Here is a 596-nt window from a genome sequence, read left to right on the forward strand (position 1 = left end):
GGATTCCATGGTGTAGAGCTCGCAGATGTTCAGTTCGGTGATACTGTTCTTGTAATCGGTATCGGACCTGTTGGTCTTATGAGTGTTGCAGGTGCTCGCCTTCGTGGTGCATCTCGCATTATCGCTGTAGGAACTCGTCCTACATGTGTTGAGGCAGCTAAGTTCTACGGAGCAGATGAGTTTATCAGCTACAAGAACGGAACTATCGAAGATCAGGTTCTTGAGATGACAGGCGGCGTTGGCGTAGACAGAGTTGTTGTTGCAGGTGGCGGCGTTCAGACATTTGAGTCTGCTGTTAAGGCACTTAAAGCAGGCGGCAAGATCGGTAACGTTAACTACCTTGGAAGTGGTGACTATATCACAATCCCTCGTGTAGAGTGGGGCGTTGGTATGGGACACAAGCTCCTTGCAGGTGGACTTATGCCCGGTGGAAGACTTCGTATGGAGAAGCTTGGAGCACTTGTTTCTTCAGGTAAGCTCGATGTTAGCAAGCTTTCTACTCATGTATTCCATGGTTGGGAGCATATCCCGGAGGCACTTCAGCTTATGAAGGATAAGCCTGCAGAGCTTATTAAGCCTGTTGTTATCCTTGATAA

At 48.5% G+C, this 596-nt stretch carries 1 protein-coding gene; it reads left to right on the top strand.

The window, feature by feature from the left end; translation table 11 throughout:
* On the top strand, positions 1-596 hold a 596-nt coding region (locus D6853_RS15225), incomplete at both ends, for a zinc-binding dehydrogenase (RefSeq protein WP_147367785.1).

It is taken from the genome of Butyrivibrio sp. X503 (assembly GCF_003625475.1).
Lineage (GTDB): Bacteria > Bacillota > Clostridia > Lachnospirales > Lachnospiraceae > Butyrivibrio.